17 protein-coding genes and 1 other annotated feature are annotated in these 16,950 nt (G+C 43.4%); of the genes, 2 read left to right on the top strand and 15 right to left on the bottom strand.

The genetic code is table 11. The features are described from left to right. Positions 1-14: 14 nt before the first annotated feature. The 10 genes from rpmA to HMPREF9389_RS03475 all read right to left on the bottom strand — a co-directional run bounded on the left by rpmA (position 15) and on the right by HMPREF9389_RS03475 (position 8,419). Positions 15-308 carry a 50S ribosomal protein L27 gene (gene rpmA / locus HMPREF9389_RS03430; RefSeq protein ID WP_002895619.1) on the bottom strand — a complete coding sequence of 98 codons (294 nt, stop codon included), beginning with the start codon at positions 306-308 and terminating at the stop codon, positions 15-17. A gap of 17 nt (positions 309-325) precedes the next feature. Next, positions 326-670 carry a ribosomal-processing cysteine protease Prp gene (locus HMPREF9389_RS03435; RefSeq protein ID WP_002930300.1) on the bottom strand — a complete coding sequence of 115 codons (345 nt, stop codon included), beginning with the start codon at positions 668-670 and terminating at the stop codon, positions 326-328. Between the two features lie 15 nt (positions 671-685). Beyond that, the gene (gene rplU, locus HMPREF9389_RS03440) at positions 686-1,000 is read right to left on the bottom strand and encodes a 50S ribosomal protein L21 (RefSeq protein WP_002904398.1); all 315 of its coding nucleotides are present in this window, start codon (positions 998-1,000) and stop codon (positions 686-688) included. Positions 1,001-1,033: 33 nt separating this feature from the next. Next, positions 1,034-1,213 (bottom strand) — a sequence feature (ribosomal protein L21 leader region). 102 nt (positions 1,214-1,315) lie between these two features. Beyond that, positions 1,316-1,906 (bottom strand): hypothetical protein, encoded by a 591-nt coding sequence (locus HMPREF9389_RS03445; protein ID WP_235787857.1) that lies wholly within the window; start codon positions 1,904-1,906, stop codon positions 1,316-1,318. 104 nt (positions 1,907-2,010) lie between these two features. Next, positions 2,011-2,532 carry a methyltransferase family protein gene (locus tag HMPREF9389_RS03450; protein ID WP_002930298.1) on the bottom strand — a complete coding sequence of 174 codons (522 nt, stop codon included), beginning with the start codon at positions 2,530-2,532 and terminating at the stop codon, positions 2,011-2,013. 21 nt (positions 2,533-2,553) lie between these two features. After that, positions 2,554-3,768, bottom strand: coding sequence for a tRNA uracil 4-sulfurtransferase ThiI (gene thiI, locus HMPREF9389_RS03455; protein WP_002930297.1), 1,215 nt, complete (start codon positions 3,766-3,768; stop codon positions 2,554-2,556). A 3-nt stretch (positions 3,769-3,771) separates the two neighbouring features. Continuing rightward, positions 3,772-4,914, bottom strand: coding sequence for a cysteine desulfurase family protein (locus HMPREF9389_RS03460; protein WP_002930296.1), 1,143 nt, complete (start codon positions 4,912-4,914; stop codon positions 3,772-3,774). Between the two features lie 99 nt (positions 4,915-5,013). After that, positions 5,014-6,924, bottom strand: coding sequence for a fructose-bisphosphatase class III (locus HMPREF9389_RS03465; RefSeq protein WP_002930295.1), 1,911 nt, complete (start codon positions 6,922-6,924; stop codon positions 5,014-5,016). Positions 6,925-6,965: 41 nt separating this feature from the next. Further along, entirely contained in the window at positions 6,966-7,784 is an 819-nt protein-coding gene (locus HMPREF9389_RS03470) for a pyruvate, water dikinase regulatory protein (protein WP_002930294.1), read from the bottom strand. Positions 7,785-7,789: 5 nt separating this feature from the next. After that, positions 7,790-8,419, bottom strand: a complete 630-nt coding sequence (locus HMPREF9389_RS03475) for a CBS domain-containing protein (protein ID WP_002930293.1) — start codon at positions 8,417-8,419, stop codon at positions 7,790-7,792. A 243-nt stretch (positions 8,420-8,662) separates the two neighbouring features. Here HMPREF9389_RS03475 and ppdK point away from each other — a divergent pair, with 243 nt between their 5' ends. Both ppdK and HMPREF9389_RS03485 read left to right on the top strand, forming a co-directional pair. After that, positions 8,663-11,284 (top strand): pyruvate, phosphate dikinase, encoded by a 2,622-nt coding sequence (ppdK, locus tag HMPREF9389_RS03480; protein ID WP_032906517.1) that lies wholly within the window; start codon positions 8,663-8,665, stop codon positions 11,282-11,284. A gap of 184 nt (positions 11,285-11,468) precedes the next feature. After that, positions 11,469-11,885, top strand: a complete 417-nt coding sequence (locus HMPREF9389_RS03485) for a DUF6556 family protein (RefSeq protein WP_002930291.1) — start codon at positions 11,469-11,471, stop codon at positions 11,883-11,885. Between the two features lie 71 nt (positions 11,886-11,956). Here the strand turns inward: HMPREF9389_RS03485 and HMPREF9389_RS03490 are convergent, their stop codons facing one another. From HMPREF9389_RS03490 to murB, 5 genes are all read right to left on the bottom strand, one after another. Then, complete coding sequence (locus HMPREF9389_RS03490) at positions 11,957-13,027, bottom strand: ABC transporter substrate-binding protein (RefSeq protein ID WP_002930290.1); 1,071 nt, start codon at positions 13,025-13,027, stop codon at positions 11,957-11,959. Further along, positions 13,024-13,797 carry an ABC transporter permease gene (locus HMPREF9389_RS03495; protein WP_002900472.1) on the bottom strand — a complete coding sequence of 258 codons (774 nt, stop codon included), beginning with the start codon at positions 13,795-13,797 and terminating at the stop codon, positions 13,024-13,026. Before HMPREF9389_RS03495 ends, HMPREF9389_RS03490 begins: the two co-directional genes overlap by 4 nt. Continuing rightward, positions 13,794-14,600: an ABC transporter permease gene (locus HMPREF9389_RS03500; RefSeq protein ID WP_002930289.1), complete on the bottom strand. Its 807-nt coding sequence runs from the start codon at positions 14,598-14,600 to the stop codon at positions 13,794-13,796. Before HMPREF9389_RS03500 ends, HMPREF9389_RS03495 begins: the two co-directional genes overlap by 4 nt. Beyond that, the gene (locus HMPREF9389_RS03505; RefSeq protein WP_002930288.1) at positions 14,581-15,738 is read right to left on the bottom strand and encodes an ABC transporter ATP-binding protein; all 1,158 of its coding nucleotides are present in this window, start codon (positions 15,736-15,738) and stop codon (positions 14,581-14,583) included. Before HMPREF9389_RS03505 ends, HMPREF9389_RS03500 begins: the two co-directional genes overlap by 20 nt. A gap of 180 nt (positions 15,739-15,918) precedes the next feature. Then, positions 15,919-16,824: a UDP-N-acetylmuramate dehydrogenase gene (gene murB / locus HMPREF9389_RS03510; RefSeq protein ID WP_002930287.1), complete on the bottom strand. Its 906-nt coding sequence runs from the start codon at positions 16,822-16,824 to the stop codon at positions 15,919-15,921. Between the last annotated feature and the right edge of the window lie 126 nt (positions 16,825-16,950).

Genomic DNA, 16,950 nt, shown 5'->3' with positions numbered 1-16,950 from the left:
GGATTTCTTATTAATTATTTAGCGATTGGGTAAACAGAAACTTGTTTCTTATCGCGTCCTTTGCGCTCAAAGCGTACTACGCCTTCAACTTTTGCGAATAAAGTATCATCTCCGCCACGTCCAACGTTGACACCTGCATGGATGTGAGTGCCGCGTTGACGGTAAAGGATAGAGCCGCCTGTTACGGTTTGACCGTCAGCTGCTTTAGCTCCCAGACGTTTCGCTTGAGAATCACGTCCGTTAGATGTAGAACCTCCACCTTTTTTGTGGGCGAATAGTTGCAAGTTAGCAAGATTCATTTTTAACATAATGTTTTTCCTCCGTGTTAGTTTTCTGTGATAACTCTGGTTTGGACGAACTCAGATGAGTCCTCCGATAAGTTTGCCATTCCTAGGAAAAATGATTCAAAGAAAAGCTGAGTCATCTCTCTCTGGCTCGGTGCAATATCTGTCGGGATTTCAACCCGTAAGAATCCACCTTCATCTTCGTTTAATTCTAAGGTCGGTTCGTAGCCTGCGAATTTCTCAACTGAATTGACAAAATTAATGGCGAGCGTCGAAACGGACGCACACACGACATCATAGCCGTATTCGCCACTCGCGGCGTGACCTGTGATTTCTGCACGCCTCAGTTCGCCATCTTCGGCTCTTTCAAAGACTGCGTGTATCATTTAATCTCCTTAAAATTAAGCGTTGATAGCGTTGATGACAACTTTTGTATATGGTTGACGGTGACCTTGTTTACGATGGCTGCCTTTTTTAGGTTTGTACTTGTAAGTAACAACCTTCTTTTGCTTGCCTTGTTTTTCAACAGTTCCGACAACAGAAGCTCCAGCAACAAGTGGAGTTCCTACAACAGTGTTTTCACCACCAACAAGAACAACTTCGTCAAAAGTAACATCTTGACCAGCTTCAGCGTTTAACTTTTCAACGTAGATTGCTTGACCAACTTCAACTTTAACTTGTTTTCCGCCAGTTTTAATGATTGCGTATGTGCTCATTATGCACCTCCTATGATTTTTAGGGTTTCCCCGGATTTTGTGAAGACTCGCCTAGCATCGTGGGACGAACCACTTAAGAGAAGAGCTCTAAGTATAACAAAGAATAAACTAGGAATTGAGCCGAAGGCATAACTTGTGTTAGGCAAGGCGATAATGACGAAGTTTAAATTTGTTATACGACGAGCAACGATGTTCGTGCGGTTGCACAGGAATGTGCATAGTCAACTCTATAAGTATAGCACTTCTGCCGCTCTTTAGCAAGCTTTTTCGTCTCATGAAAACGTATTTTCAAGGATTATCTTTAGATTTTGTTCACTAATGCACAAAGACTACTTCACCCTTGCTATTTACATGAACGGGAATATTTGTTGGCGTTTCAAGATTTTCTTTTAAAAATTCTGCCTCATACTGTGTGGCATCGGAAATGTTCACTTTACGAGTCCCTTCTTTTGTTTCAACTATGAAGATAAGATTACTAAATATCTTTCTTCCATACTTACCAGTCGTAGTATGTATATCTATATCGATTAAGCGAACAATATCAGGGTGCACGTTTTGTTCTTTGAAATATTCATAAACATGTAGAGCTTCTATAGGTCTATGAACTTCATAAAAAACAAGAAAAAGAATCGTAATTGGTAAACCAAAACCAAGAACTAATACAGATTTAACTGGGTTCTTTTGATATTCTTTGCTAATAAGAGCTTTCCAAGAACCTGCTTTTAATTTAGCAATATTTAAACCATAAAAAACAAGAAAAGTAATCAATACGGCTAACAAAGAATGTGAGAAGACACCTAACAAATATGATTCCCCTGGCACCTCTCTTAACAAAGCATTGTCATAGCCGTCTTTCCAAGAAAATGATTGAAGCAAGCCTCTCGAAAAATAATCCCAATATCCCATCTCAAACTCCATCTAGTATTAATTTTGTTACAAATCAGATAAATAGTATTTTCTATTGTTATCCGCTAACTGCTTTATTAAATAATTATTAGTTCAAAAAAATTCTAAATATAACGACGTACCCTATCTTGATAGTCTTGATAAGCTTTCCCAAATCTTTCAAGACACCAGCGCTCCTCAGAGAGAATAATCCAGTGGGCCGCAGTCTGAAAAGTCACTAAAATCAGAAAGAAAATCATTGATTTGGTCAAAAAAGCTATTCCTAAAAAACAAACAAAGTAAGCTACATACATAGGATTACGGGAATAGCGATAAAGGCCCTTTGTATTCATGCCGTTTGCATCTGGTCTAGCGAAATCTCTCATACTGATAGCACACAAAGCCAAACCAAGCAGGTAGATAGCCATACCAGCATAAAAGAAAACAGACCAATCAAACTTAATTTGAAGCAAAAAAGGAGTTATGAACAAGGCTAGATTGCTCAATTGATAAATCATATAAGCTATCTTTTCCTTTCCTTGGACTGGTGCAAAATAAGCTGCGCGTGACAAAGCATTTTTGCCAAAATGACTTAATAAAGGAAAACGAATCAGCAAAAAAGGAATTAAGAGAAAAACAGCCAGCATAAACGTCACCTTCTCTCGCTTTTACAAGAGCTCATCAATCAGCTCATCAACTTCATCAGCCTCTGCTTGCGGTCTGATTTCTGTAATCATGATACCTGCGACAGCGCGCTCAACCAAGCCTTCAACATCTAGGTAAGTTTCGTACTGCTCGGCATTCTTGATTTTCGGATTGGTTTTAGGTCGATCTGGCGCAAAAATAGTACAACAATCTTCAAATGGCTGGATAGAGATTTGGAAAGTATCAATTTTCTCTGCAATCTCGATAATTTCCAGCTTGTCCATGGTCACGACAGGACGGATAACTGGTGTATTGGTCACGGCATTGATAGCCTGCATACTCTCAATGGTTTGACTTGCCACCTGACCAAGACTTTCTCCGTTGATAATGACTTGAGCGCCCCGCTCCTCTCGAATCCGGTCTGTAATGCGCATCATAAAGCGACGAGTCAGTGTCATCAGGTAGGCTTCTGGAGCCTTAGCCTTAATTTCCTCTTGAATCTCTGTAAAAGGTACTTCGATAAACTGGATATTTCCCCCAAACTTGGTCAATTTTCGCGTCAAATCTTGAGCTTTTTTCAACGCACCTGGACTGGTGTAAGGTGGACTGGCAAAGTGAACCGCCTCAATATCTACACCGCGCTTGAGAGCCAAATAGCCCGCCACCGGTGAGTCAATCCCGCCAGAAAGCATGAGCATACCCTTTCCTGAAGTGCCGACTGGTAATCCCCCAGCACCGCGAATCGTCTCATAAGAAATATAGGCCGCTTCTTCTCGGATCTCAACGCGCAGTTCAATATCTGGCGCTTTCATCTTGACCTGAACATTGGGAATAGCCTCAAAAACAGCATCACCCAATGTCTGATTGAGCTCACGGCTATCCAACTCAAAGCTATGGTCACTGCGCTTGCTGGTAATCTTAAAGGTCATGCCCTCTTGATAGACTTCCTTCATGATGGATTGGACAGCTACGATTAGGGCTGGCACAGATTTTTTGACTTTGTAAGACGGCGAGAAATTCTGAATCCCAAAAATCTGCTTGAGCGACTCTGCGACAGGCTGATAGTCTGTCCCGTGCAGATAGACATGAGTCCGGTCACGGTCGGCCTTGACATGGACCTGTGGATAGACTGACAAGACAGCCTGAATATTGCGTTTGAGTTTGTTGATAAAGCGCATGCGGTTCTTGCCCTTGGTTGAGAGCTCACCGTAGCGTACCATAATTTCTGAATAATGCATTGTTTACCTTACTTTTCTGGTTTTTTCGTAAATGATTTTAAAAGTTGTCAAAAATTGCTCTATCTGGCTCATGTCATTGTCAGCATCCAAACTGATACGGACAGCAGTCTGAGCGAGAGACTTTTCGACGCCCATAGCGATTAGGGTTCCTGCTGGCTTTCCAACTTTAGAAGAGCAGGCACTAGTAGTCGAGATATAAATCTCGTAGTTTTCAAACGCATGGACGACGACTTCGCCTCGCACCCCCTTGATACCAAAGGTTAGTATATGGGGTGCAAAATCTTCCAGGTCTGAGAAAATCACCACATCTGGATACTTCTGCAACTCTTCAAGGAGAATCTTCTTCATCTGAGCCGTCCGCTGGGCAAATACTTCTTGCTTTTCCATGGATAGACGCAGAGCTTTGGCTGTGGCAGCAATCCCAGCTAGATTTTCCGTCGTTGAGCGCTTGTCCGACTCCTGGCCGCCACCAGTCAAGAGCGGGCTGATTTTCTTGCCAGACTTGATATAGACAAATCCTACGCCCCGGACACCGTGAAATTTATGACTGGAAAATGTTGCAAAATCCACGCGATCCGTCAGATAAGCAGCTGTTGGAATCTTGGTAACTGCCTGCACAGCGTCCACATGAAAGGAAATAGTCGGCTTGTCTGCTAGCAGTTCGGATATTTTCTGAATGGGCTGAACACTGCCAATTTCATTATTGACAGCCATGATGGAGATTAGAGTGGTGTCTGGTCGAATCAGCTCCGCTAGCTTATCTACCTCAACAATACCAGACTTATCGACTGGTGCAAAATCTATTTCAAAGCCTTGACTCTGCAACCAAAGAGCTGATTCTTTAACTGCAGGATGCTCGATATTAGATACAATGATGTGTTTGCCAAATGGAACCTTTTCAAAAGCAACTCCCTTTAGCACCCAGTTGTCCCCTTCAGTTCCTCCAGATGTAAAAAAAATCTCCGAAGAAGACTTGCCTAAAAGCTCTGCTATTTGACGGCGAGAAGCTTCTAAGAGACGGGTGGCCTGACTACCTAAACTGTGCAGACTGGATGGATTGCCCCAGATTTTAGAAGCTACCTCAGTGTAAGCAGCTAAAGCCTCGGGATAAGGCTTGGTTGTCGCTGAATTATCTAAATAAATCATGTTCTTTCCTCTAAATTTCAATACTCCTATTGTAACACGAAAGAGAAACTGGAACAAGAAAGAAAAAGCCCTAAATTCTGTAGAACTTAGGGCTAAACATCACCGGTCATAAAACTCATGCAGCAAGCCAAAGAGTTCCTGTTGTTGAGCTAACAAGCTCTGACCGATGGTAGTAGATTTAATGAGGGTTCTTTCCTCTACATTTTCAATCACCTTTTTCAGGGAAGTTTGAGCAAACGGCGATTCCACGACTTTTTGAGCGTTTTGGAATGGCTGGTGAGTCACCAACTGGAAACCATAGGAATTATTGAGCAGTGAATAGCCGGCCGTTCCAGTCTTCTTCTGATAGGCCTTGCAGAGGCCACCATCAATGACAAAGAGTAAACCGCCACCACGGATAGGCGACTCTCCCTTGCCCGTCTTAACCGGAGTATGACCGTTGACCATCCTAGACTCTTGAGAAAAGAGGCCAAATTCTTCCAAGATTAACTGGCAGACCTTCTCAGAATTACGATAAGAAAAATAAGAATTTTCTACTTCCTTGTGGGTGTCCTTATCTTCAATGAAATAGCGCTCCAAGGTGGTCATCTTTTCTTTGCCAAACAAAGGCGACAGCTTACCTTTCCAGCAATACCAAATCAAGTCAGTCGACAAATCATCACCCACTTCCTTGTTCTTGGCCGACTGCCGAATATGATACTCAAAGAAATCCAGCAATTCCTTGCCTGCATAATGGGCTTGATTGAGAATGAAAGGCTGAAATTCTCCTGACGGCTCCAGAGGTATGCAGCCGTGAAAAAGCAAGTGATGGTTGTAAATCTTATACATAGAGCCCTTGTTCATCAGAAGACTCATATGCTCAGCCATCTTAAGAGAACTTTGGAATGAGGCCAGCATACTGTCTACAGCTTGATTTTCTTCTGGTGTCAAAGCCGACGGATTTTCCGGATTGATAGTTTGGAAGCAAGTATTAACCAGGGGATGCTTAGTATCGTCAATCGTAACACTTTCTTCCCAATAATCAATCTTGTCCAGCATAACATGGTCCTGCATCTGGAACTCAGGCCGTCGTTTGATGAGTTGATTTTCCAGCTTGAACTGGATAATTGCTAAGGCTTGGTGAACCTTTTCCAGCTGCAGAATTTCCTCATCTGAAAACTCCTGCTCTCTGCCGCCTAGAATGGGTCTAAACTTAGGATTAGACTGGTAAGTCTTGTCCGCAAAAAGAGTCAAGGAGCGCAGATTTAAACCATAATCTTTCTCGATATCCCAGAGATAGCCATAGCGAGCTGCAATGCGCAGCACATTGAGCAAGCAAGCCTTGGAGCCAAAAAAGGCTCCCATCCAGATAATGTCGTGATTGCCCCACTGAATATCAAGCGAGTGAAAATGCTGCAGTTCATCCATGACCTGAGCACTGCCAGCTCCTCGGTCAAAAATATCTCCAACCACATGCAAATGGTCGATCAACAACTGCCGAATACTTCGGGACAAGCCTAGGATAAAAGGCACAGCTTCCCGCAATTCAATCACATAAGTCAGGATATTCTCAAAATAGGATTTTTTATCAGCTAGAGCCCTGTCACTATAGAGCAACTCCTCGATAATATAGGCATATTGTGGCGGCAAGGCCTTTCTGACCTTGGACCGACTGTATTTTGCACCTGCAAAAGCCAGCAAGTTCAAGAGTTGGGGAATGGTTTCCTGATACCAGTCTTGGCCTTTTGTTTCTTCCCCCAGCACAAGCTCAGGATAGGAAACCAGCGCTGACAGCCGATCCTTATGAGATTCTGACAAGCTGTCCCCAAAACAGTCCTTGATCTTCTCATTGAGGATACCTGCACAGCTTCTCAAAATATAGTCAAAAGCAGCAAACTCTCCGTGAATGTCACTGATATACAGCTCCGTTCCTTTGGGCAGGTTCAAAATTGCCTCTAGGTTGGTCAGCTCTGTAATGACTTTCTGGCGACTGTCAAATTCATTCAGTAAAATACGCTTATATTGCTCCATCTTATGCCCTCACTCTATAACCGCTCTCTCAATCTTCTCTCTTATCTCAATTTCTTCAAATGATCTTCAATCAAGAAAGCTGTCTCCTCGATTGATTTATCCGTGATATTGATGACATGTGCCCTATATTTTTTAAAGACTTCTTTTGAGTAGTCTAGTTCTTCATATATCTTTTCCAGATCTGTGTAGCTGGTCGACTGGGTCAATCCCAGAGAATTCAAGCGATTACTGCGTATCTTAGACAGTTTTTCTGGCTCACATAAAAGGCCGATAATCCGCTCCGGATCAACCTTTTCCAAGACCTGAGGAAGAGGTACTTCTGGAATCAAAGGCAGGTTAGAAACCTTATATCCTTTATTAGCCAGATAAATACTGAGTGGCGTTTTAGATGTTCGGGAGACGCCCAAGAGCACTAAATCTGAATCTAAAAATCCTTGTGGTGCCTTGCCATCGTCGTATTTGACTGCAAACTCAATAGCGGAGATTTTATTAAAATACTCAGTGTCCAGCCGGTGCAAGGTACCCGGCACCTCTATAGGACTAGTGCCTGTCTTTTCCTTGATAATCTCAAAAAATGGATGCATCAAATCCAGATAAGCAAGGCCATTGGCCTGACTGAACTCTCTAGCTACAGCTGCTAGCTTGCCATCAACCAGAGTGCTAATAACAAGGGCATCGTCCTTGATGGCATCGCGCAGAATATCCAGCAATTCTTCTTCCTTGTTGATAAATGGAAAACGATAGCTGTTATTAAAAATAATATCTGGGTACTGGGCTGTCACCGCAGACAATAGCTTCTGCGAAGTCCCCCCCAAAGAATCTGAAATGCTGTAAACAATAATTTCTTTCTTCATGTTCATTCCTCTTATCTATTAACCTCAGCGCTTCTGGCCTCTTGAATAATATAATCCAGCAGGGCTGACTTGGTCACAGTTCCTAAAATTTTACGCTCATTATCCTCATCGACTACCGGCAGCGAATCAATCGCAAAATCCTGCAAAACTGCTGCCGCTTCCAAAATATTCATATTCTTGTAGCAAGTTTTAATATGGGGCATTCGGGTCATGCAGACCGCTACAGGAGTGCTGTCAATGTTAGTATTAAGCGAAGCCCTCAGCAAGTCCTTACGCGACAAAATCCCCAAGAGCAGCTTATGCTCATCAATGACATAGAGAACATCCGCATCATACATAAATAAGGTGATAATGGCATCTTGAATAAAAGAATCATGAGAAACCAAAACAGGCGAAGTCATAATCTCTGCCACTTCCTTTCGAAAGGTATCGAAAAAGAAAAGCGTCTCTAAATCTGAGCCCGAGTACGTGTAACCAACTTTAGGTGTAGCCTTCAAAATCCCAACCAAGGTCAGAAAAGACAGATCCGAGCGCAGAGTCGCCCGAGAAATATCAAGTAATTCAGAGATTTTCTCACCGCTGAGTGGCTGGTGTTCTTTTACAATTTCTACAATTTTCTTTTGCCGTTCACTTAATTTCAAATAGGTCTGACTCCTTCTTTCTTTATATAGATGATTAGCCGAATTTCGCTTAAAATTTAGGAATTATTGCTCATATTTTATTTTCAAACGTTTAAATAATCATCATTTTGTAACACATTATAACAAAAAAAGAAAAATTGTCAATAAAATAGGATGCTTTTTCGGTTGACAAATATATGTGATGTATATTACAATGTAGTTGTCCTACAATATGACACATATTTCATAATTTTGGAGGTAAATATGGCGAAATGGATTTACTCCTTCGAGGAAGGATGTGCAGATGACAAGGCCCTGCTTGGTGGAAAAGGAGCCAATCTAGCAGAAATGACCAATTTGGGACTGCCTGTCCCTCCAGGTTTTACTATTACTACAGAAAGCTGTATCGAATATTTGGAAAGTCCTTATTTCTTTGAATCTTCTTTAAAAGAAGATGTTTTGAAAGCGGTTACCGAATTAGAAGATAAAACAGGTAAATATTTCAGCGGCAACGACTCAGCCTTGCTCTTAGTGTCTGTTCGAAGCGGAGCCAAGTTTTCCATGCCGGGCATGATGGACACTATTCTCAATCTAGGTCTGAATGATTTAAGAACCCAGACTCTGGCTGAGCAGACCAATGCTGACTTTGCCTACAACTGCTACCGCCGTCTGCTGCAAATGTTTGCCGATGTGGTTTATGGTATCGATAAAGAAGAGTTTGATGACCTCTTAGGCTATTTTGAAAAGAATGCTGGTAAGCAAGCTAAAGATTTTACATTGGAAGAACACCAGGCTTTGATTGGCCAATACAAGCAGCTCTATCACGAGCATCATCAAACCTTCCCCCAAAGCTCTAAAGAACAGCTCTATGCTGCTATCAAGGCGGTCTTCAAGTCTTGGAATAACCCTCGAGCAAAGGTTTACCGCAACTTGAATGATATTCCTCATGATTTGGGAACAGCGGTGAATGTCCAAACCATGGTTTTCGGAAATAGCGACCAAGCCAGTGGTACAGGAGTCGTCTTTACTAGAAACCCTGCCAGTGGTGAGCATCAGCTATTTGGCGAGTTCTTGCTCAATGCACAAGGAGAGGATGTCGTAGCTGGCATTCGAACCCCTGAGCCTATCGCTGCACTTGAGACAGCTCTCCCTCAGGCCTATGCAGCTTTCCAAGACTATGCTAAGATTCTCGAAAACCACTACAAGGACATGCAAGATATAGAATTTACTATTGAAAAGGGTAAACTCTATATCCTCCAAACTAGAAACGGTAAACGGACCGCCAAAGCATCTTTGAAAATCGCTTTAGATCTGGTAGACGAGGGCATTATCAGCAAGAAAGAAGCTCTCCAGCGCGTCTCTCCTGCTACGATTAGCCAGCTCATCCATCCTGTATTTGAAGAAAAAGCTTTACAAGATGCTCCTTTCTTGGCTCAAGGACTGCCAGCTAGCCCTGGTGCTGCAACTGGCGAGATTGTCTTTACAGCTGAGCGCGCCAAAGACTACCACTCCTTGGGTAAAAAGGTCATTTTAGTCCGTCAGGAAACTTCCCCTGAAGACATTGAGGGCATGGTTGTCAGCCAGGCCATCGTAACCAGTCAGGGCGGCATGACCTCTCACGCAGCTGTCGTAGCTCGGGGAATGGGAACCTGCTGTGTGGCTGGCTGTGGAGAGCTGACCATCAGCGAGGAAAGCAAAACTGTTTCCTGCGGAAGTCTTGTTTTGACTGAGGGTGATGTCATTTCAGTTGATGGCAGCTCGGGACGCATTTATAGCGGAGAGGTTCCGACCGTCCTAGTCGAAAATGACAAAGAACTCCAACGACTGCTTTCATGGGCAGATGAAGTCGCACAGCTCAAAGTCCGTGCCAACGCAGAGACCGTTCAAGATCTGAAAACAGCTATTAAGTTTGGGGCAAAGGGCATTGGTCTAGCTCGTACCGAACACATGTTCTTTGGTCAAGAGAGGATTCTGGAAATGCGGCGCCTGATCCTGGCTGACAATGAATTGGAAACTAGATCCGCCCTCAAAAAACTGCTGGAGTTCCAAGAAAAAGACTTCTATCAAATGTTCCAAGCAGTTCAGGACAAACCTATGATTATCCGTCTTTTGGATCCACCCATGCATGAATTTCTACCTAAAGATTCACAGGAAATCAAAGCTTTGGCTGATAAGCTGCACAAATCGCCAGAAAAACTGACTCGACGCATTGAACAGCTGCAAGAAAGCAATCCTATGCTGGGTCACCGCGGCTGCCGTCTGGGGATTACGCAACCAGAGATTTACAAAATGCAGGTCGAAGCAGTCTTCAAGAGTGCTATCAAGCTGAGTCAGGAAGGATTGACCGTCAAGCCAGAAATCATGATTCCGCTGATTGCTGACAAGGCTGAGTTGGACTCTGTCAAAGCCTTTCTCATCCAACATATCAACAAACTCTTTAGGCATCAAGGTCACGAACCCTTCCCTTATGAAATTGGCACCATGATTGAACTTCCGCGTGCCTGTCTGGTTGCAGACCAGCTGGCTCAAGAAGCAGATTTCTTCAGCTTTGGTACTAACGACCTGACCCAGATGACCTATGGCTTTTCACGGGACGATATTGGGAAATTCATCGGCCATTATAAGGAGAAAGAAATCCTTCCCTTTGATCCTTTCCAAAGTGTCGACCAAGCGGGTGTTGGTGAATTGATGCGGATAGCTATCAAGAAGGGTCGTCAAGTCAAGCCCGACCTTTCAATCGGCATCTGCGGTGAGGTCGGTGGTGATCCTGCTTCTATCCCCTTCTTCCAACAAATTGGTGTCACCTACGTCTCCTGCTCTCCTTATCGAGTTCCAGCTGCAAGGCTAGCTGTCGCTCAAGCGGCGCTCCAAGATGAAAAGGCGTAATTACTTTGCTATTCTAGCTCAAGAAGCTGCTCAATCCAAATTTGAGCAGCTTCTTTTCTTGACAGCAATCTTCTGTGTGCGTTTTCATAGATAAGAATTTGATTTTTTTAAGACATTTTCAGATAAAAAACGTATAATGAGAGATAAGAAATCATTGAAATTTTAAAAGGAGATTCTTTCAAGCATGGAAAACTATTCTCGCAGCAATAAAAACAAGACAAAATCATCTAAAAAACCTACTAAACAGCATATTAAAACCGGCCTTTCAGCCTTCCAAAAGACTATTGCAACGGTTGCCAGTATCTTGTCCATCATCATTGCCAGCATCACGATTATGAATCTGACCAGTCATAAGGATGAAAAATCAAAATCGGATACCAGCAGCTCTACTGCAACGACTACCATTATCAAGGAAATCGAAAAAGAAACAAGCAGTGCCGCTTCAACGACCGCAACTGATACTGCTGCTTCCAGCAGCGATGCAGCAGCTGTTGAAACTAGTGCATCTAGTTCTGCAGCAGATACAGCTGTAGGCGACACTACCGCTTCTAGCTCTGCGGCAGACACTGCAACAAATACTCAGACAGAAGCTTCAAACTAAGCAAGCAGCAAACGCCTAGCTCATTGAGCCAGGCGTTTTTCTTGTATTCATCAAGTAACCTTATTAGACTATCATTTCCGATACATCTTGACTTGAAGATAGAGGTCGTTGTATGTCCCCAGCCATTTAGGGCCCAACTGCTCATAAACTTCCAGATGTTTCATCGTTTCCTCAGTCGGATAAAAAGCCTCATCTTCCTGAATTTCCTTAGGAAGCATGGCCTTGGCAGGAAGATTTGGTGTCGAATAACCAACATAAAGGGCATTTTTATAAGCATTCTCCGGTCTCAGCATAAAGTTAATAAACTGATAGGCTGCTTTTTTATTTTTGACGGTTTTGGGAATGACAATATTGTCAAACCAAAGATTACTGGCTTCTGTTGGCACGACATAGCGTAGGTCTTCATTGGCCTCCAGCATCTGCCGAGCCTCGCCAGAAAAGGTCACACCGATAGCTGCATTGTTCTGAATCATGTATCCTTTCATCTCATCAGCCACAATGGCCTTGATATTTGGCGTCAGAGTGTAGAGCTTGTCGACAGCCTCCTGCAACTGATCTGCATCTTTGGAGTTGAGACTATGGCCATCCGAGTTCAGACCAATTCCCATGACTTCACGGGCTCCATCAATCATCATGATGGAGTTTTTGTATTCAGGACGCCAGAGATCATTCCAATGCTCAGGAGCTTTATCAACCATTTTTTCATTGTAGACAATGCCCAGCGTTCCCCAAAAATAAGGAATCGAGTACTGATTTCCAGGATCAAAAGGCTGGTCTAAAAAGTCAGATCCGATATTTTCCAAACCTTTAATCTGGCTATGATCTAGCTTTTCTAACAAGCCTTCCTTCATCATCTTAGCAATCATATATTCACTGGGAATCGCAATGTCGTAGGTTGTGCCGCCCTGCTTCACTTTCGTATACATGGCTTCATTAGAGTCAAATGTATCGTACTGGATTTGGACACCAGTTTCCTTAGTAAACTCAGTCAGTAGCTCAGGATCGATATAGTCACCCCAGTTGTAAATGACCAGCTTATCGCTCTCCTTGCTCTGCGTCTGACTTTCGATCTGGTAACTAACACCCCACAAAACTAAGATAATCAGCAGAATCCCCGCTAAAAATGAATAAAGCTTTCTCATACGGTCTCCTCCTTCTCACGGGTGATAAAGTAATACCCAATTACCAAAGCAATGCTGAAGAGAAAGACCAAGGCTGATAGGGCATTGATTTCCAGAGAAATTCCCTGCCGAGCGCGGGAGTAAATCTCAACAGACAAAGTAGAGAAGCCATTGCCTGTAACGAAGAAGGTCACAGCAAAGTCATCAAGTGAGTAGGTAAAAGCCATGAAGTAGCCAGCGATAATGGCTGGAGTCAGATAAGGCAGCATGATTTCTTTCAGCATTTGCAATTGGCTGGCTCCTAGGTCATAAGCAGCCTTAATCATATCATCATTCATTTCTTTCAGACGCGGAAGAATCATCAGCACCACAATCGGAATGGAAAAGGCCACATGGCTAGCCAGCACAGACAGGAAGCCCAGCTGGAATTTTGCCGTCGTAAAGAGAATCAGAAAACTTGCCCCAATCATGACATCCGGTGCCACCATGAGGATATTATTGATAGACAAAAAGGCATCCTGATATTTCTTGCGGGCTTGATAAATATAGATGGCTCCAAAAGTTCCAATCAGTGTCGCAATTAATGAAGACAGGAAAGCCAGAAAGAAAGTCTGAACCAAAATCAAAATCAAGCGTGAATCCTCAAAGAGATTCTGAAAATGACTAAGACTGAATCCTGTGAAACGATTCATGTCTTCCCCTGCATTGAAAGCATAGGCAATCAGGTAAAAGATGGGGATGTAGAGCACCAAAAAGACAAAGGCCAAATAGAGATTTGCAATTTTTTTCATCGCCCTCTCCTTTCCTTGGTTGCCCACATGGTAAAGAGCATAGCAACAATCAGCACCACTCCGATAGTAGAGCCCATGCCCCAGTTCTGAGTGGTTAGGAAGTGCTGCTCAATGGCAGTTCCCAGAGTAATTACCCGATTACCCCCGATTAAGCGTGTCAGCATGAAGAGACTGAGGCTAGGGATAAAGACTGACTGTACTCCGCTTCTGACACCATTCAATGACAAAGGGAAAATAACCCGACGGAAAGTCTCCCAGCGATTAGCTCCCAAGTCATAGCTGGCATTGATAAGATTAGGATCCAAATCATCCAGAACATTGAAAATGGGCAGAATCATAAAGGGCAGCTCGATGTAGCTGGCTACAAAGATAAATGAAAAGTCCGTAAAGAGAATCTGCTGCGGCCCTACTCCGATAAAAGTCAGAAATTGATTGATTGAACCATTCTGACCAAAAATACCGATGAAAGCATAAGCTTTGAGCAGGAGATTGATCCAGGTCGGCAGGACAATCAGCATCAGCCAGAGCTGCTTGTGCTTGAGCTGAGTCAAAAAGAATGCGGTCGGATAGGAAATCAGCAGGGTTACGACAGTAATAATCCCTGCATAAAGAATCGAATTCAGACTCATCTTGAGATAGGTCCAGTTCTGCGATGTGAAGTAGGTCTGGTAATTTTCCAGAGTAAACTGGCCTTCAATGTTAAAGAAGGACTTCCAGATAATCATGACAACAGGTGCCAAGACAAAGAGGAAAATCCAGAGCAGGTAGGGCAAGAGAAAAAGATTAGAGGTTGTTTTCTTCATCGCGTTCCTCCTCAATGGCATTGATCAGACCCGCTTCTTGCTCTTCTACTTCAACATATTCTTCGATACGGGCATCGAATTCTTCTTCAGTTTCATTGAGACGCATGATATGGATATCTTCAGGCTCGAAATGCAGGCCAATTTCTTCACCGACAATGGCCTTGCGAGTCGAGTGAATCATCCATTCATTACCCAGTTCATCATAAGCAATAATCTCATAGTGAACGCCACGGAAAAGCTGGGTATCAACTTTAACCTGCAGCTTGCCTTCTTCTGGCAGCGTAATCCGCAGGTCCTCTGGTCGAATGACCACCTCAACAGCTTCATTTGGGCGCATCCCGCCATCCACTGCTTCAAAGCGCTGGCCGTTAAACTCAACTAGATAGTCCTCGATCATCTTGCCAGGCAGAATATTGGACTCGCCAATGAAGGTTGCAACAAAGTGGTTGATGGGCTCGTCATAAATATCGACAGGCGTTCCCGACTGAACAATCTCGCCATCATTCATAACGAAAATCCAGTCGCTCATAGCCAGGGCTTCCTCTTGGTCGTGCGTGACAAAGACAAAGGTAATACCCAGACGCTGCTGCAATTCCCGCAGCTCATACTGCATGTCCGTGCGCAGCTTCAAATCCAGAGCAGAAAGCGGCTCATCCAGCAATACGACCCGCGGCTGATTAATGATCGCCCGCGCGATGGCTACACGCTGACGCTGACCACCCGACAGTTTGCGAATAGAACGGCGCTCAAAGCCTTCCAGCTGAACCATTTTCAGTACTTCAGCAACCCGCTCTTGAATTTCTTTTTTATCAACCTTGCGCAGACGAAGCGGAAAGGCTACATTTTCAAAAACATTCATATGCGGAAACAGTGCATAGGACTGAAAAACCGTGTGGACGTCTCGTTTATTAGTGGGAATATCATTGATGCGGACACCATCAAGAAAAATATCTCCGTCTGTCGCGTCCAAAAGACCGGCAATAATGTTCAGAATCGTTGATTTTCCAGAACCAGAAGACCCTAGCAAAGTATAGAACTTTCCTTCTTCCAGCTCGAAATTAATATCTTTCAGAACGACAGTATTATTATCTTCAAAAACTTTTGAAACGTTTTTAAACTCGATGATTGGTTTTTTCAATTGTCATAAATTCCTTCTTTCTCGTATTAACAGATTAAGGGTTCTGTCAGACCGCTGCTACCTCGTGAGGGCTGTAAAGGCCCTTTATAAATTCCGTGTCGATAGGCTTTCACCCCCTTACTAAGTTACAGCTAGCTGCAGTTCCTTATCCAGCATACTTCTACTGGAAACCAATCTGTCTTACAGAGATTCACCAATGATGCGGACTTCGCGCTCCAGAGTAATACCTGAATTTTCCCGCACCCTTTCAATCACATGAGCAATAAGATTTTCATAATCTTGGGCCGTTCCTTTATCGACGTTAATCATAAAACCGGCATGTTTCTCAGATACTTCTACGCCGCCGATACGATGCCCCTTAAGGCCTGCTTCACTAATGAGCTGACCAGCAAAGTGACCCAAAGGACGCTTGAAAACAGATCCACAAGATGGGTATTCCAAAGGCTGTTTAAGCTCCCGCAGATGGGTTAAGCGCTCCATTTCCTGACGAATAGTTCTGTGAACACCAGGCGAAAGAGCAAACTTAGCAGAAATAACAATGTCGCCTGTTTCCTGAACTAGTGAGTGACGATAGCCAAACTTCATATCTCGAACGTCCAGCGTTTTGACTTGTCCCTGAGGCGTCAGTACCTTACAAGATACCAAAACATGAGCAATCTCGCCGCCATAAGCACCAGCGTTCATAAAGACAGCTCCGCCGACGCTACCAGGAATGCCACAGGCAAACTCAAAGCCAGTCAGACTATTCTGCAGAGCGATATGGGTTGTCTGAATTAGATTAGCTCCAGCCTCTGCTTCAATCATATAGCCATCTACCCCTACATTGTTGAGCTTGTCAAACATAATGACGAAACCTCGGATACCGCCATCTCGCACAATGATATTACTGGCATTTCCCAGCACCATCCAAGGAATGTCTTCTTGATTGGCAAAATTAACAATGCGAGCCAGCTCATAACGATTGCGGGGGAAAACTAAGAAATCGGCTGCGCCCCCGACCTTTGTATAGGTGTATTGACTCAAAGGCTCATTGAAGCGAATGTCGATTCCTTCTAATTCGGTTTTTAATTTCTCTAGTTTTTGCATGCTTTTCTCTCTTTTATGTAAACAAAATACACTCTATTATATCAAAAATCTATGGCATTTACGATAGATTACAAAGAAAAAGCTGAGAAAGGTCAGCTTTTTAATGCTTATAATTGTCTAGTAGCA

Source organism: Streptococcus sanguinis SK355 (genome assembly GCF_000212855.1).
GTDB classification, from domain to species: Bacteria; Bacillota; Bacilli; order Lactobacillales; family Streptococcaceae; genus Streptococcus; species Streptococcus sanguinis_A.
Note: the sequence above shows the minus strand (reverse complement) of the source record. Positions and strands in the feature narration are given on the sequence as shown.